The 664-nt window shown below is 68.4% G+C and carries 1 protein-coding gene and 1 pseudogene; both read right to left on the bottom strand.

Annotation, left to right across the window (positions count from 1 at the left end):
- The coding region (locus tag EN742_RS36875; protein ID WP_245492503.1) for a PfkB family carbohydrate kinase at positions 1-557 on the bottom strand (557 nt) is incomplete at its 3' end.
- A pseudogene (locus tag EN742_RS39900) lies at positions 554-664 on the bottom strand (RpiR family transcriptional regulator); the annotation flags it as partial. The pseudogene EN742_RS39900 and the gene EN742_RS36875, both read right to left, overlap by 4 nt.

Genomic DNA, 664 nt, shown 5'->3' with positions numbered 1-664 from the left:
ATCATGATGTCAACGAGCGCGATGAATTCGTCCGTCAGCGACCGGTGCGGCGCGGCGTTGAGGCACACCGGCACGCCCGCCCGTTTCGCGGCCTTCGCGGCGGCGAGGTTTACGGCATCCGGCATCTCGTTCTGCAAGATGAGCACGCCCGCGCCTCGCCAAAGCGAGCCGTCGTCGAGGATTCCGGGATCGAGGGCGGTGTTGGCGCCGGAGACGATCACGGCGCCATAATCCCCACCGCTGTCGGATATGGCGCCGCTCATGCCCGAGCCGCGACCGGCCACGTGGGCGATGCGGGAAGCGTCGACGCCGGCGGCGGTGAGGTTTGCGAGAAGAACCCGCCCGAAATCATCGTCGCCTATGGCACCCGCCATGCGCACATCGGCGCCGGCTCTTGCCGCCGCGATGGCTTGATTGCCGCCCTTGCCGCCGAATTTCGGCCGCCAGCCGAAGCCGGTCACCGTCTCGCCCTTGCGCGGACGGTCGGGCGCGTCGACCATGATGTCGTAGTGAAGACTGCCGACCGCGACGACGACAGGACGCGGCTTGGTATTCATGCGCCGCGCCGCTTGCCTGCGACCGCGCCCATAGTCGCGGCGAGGTTGCGTTCGGCCGCCTTGAGGTCGCGCCGCGCGACGGCGGCAAAGACCGCGTCGAATATGAT

It is taken from the genome of Mesorhizobium sp. M4A.F.Ca.ET.020.02.1.1 (assembly GCF_004022645.1).
GTDB lineage: Bacteria > Pseudomonadota > Alphaproteobacteria > Rhizobiales > Rhizobiaceae > Mesorhizobium.
The sequence above is the reverse complement of the archived record's forward strand: the minus strand, read 5'-3'. Positions and strand labels throughout refer to the sequence as shown.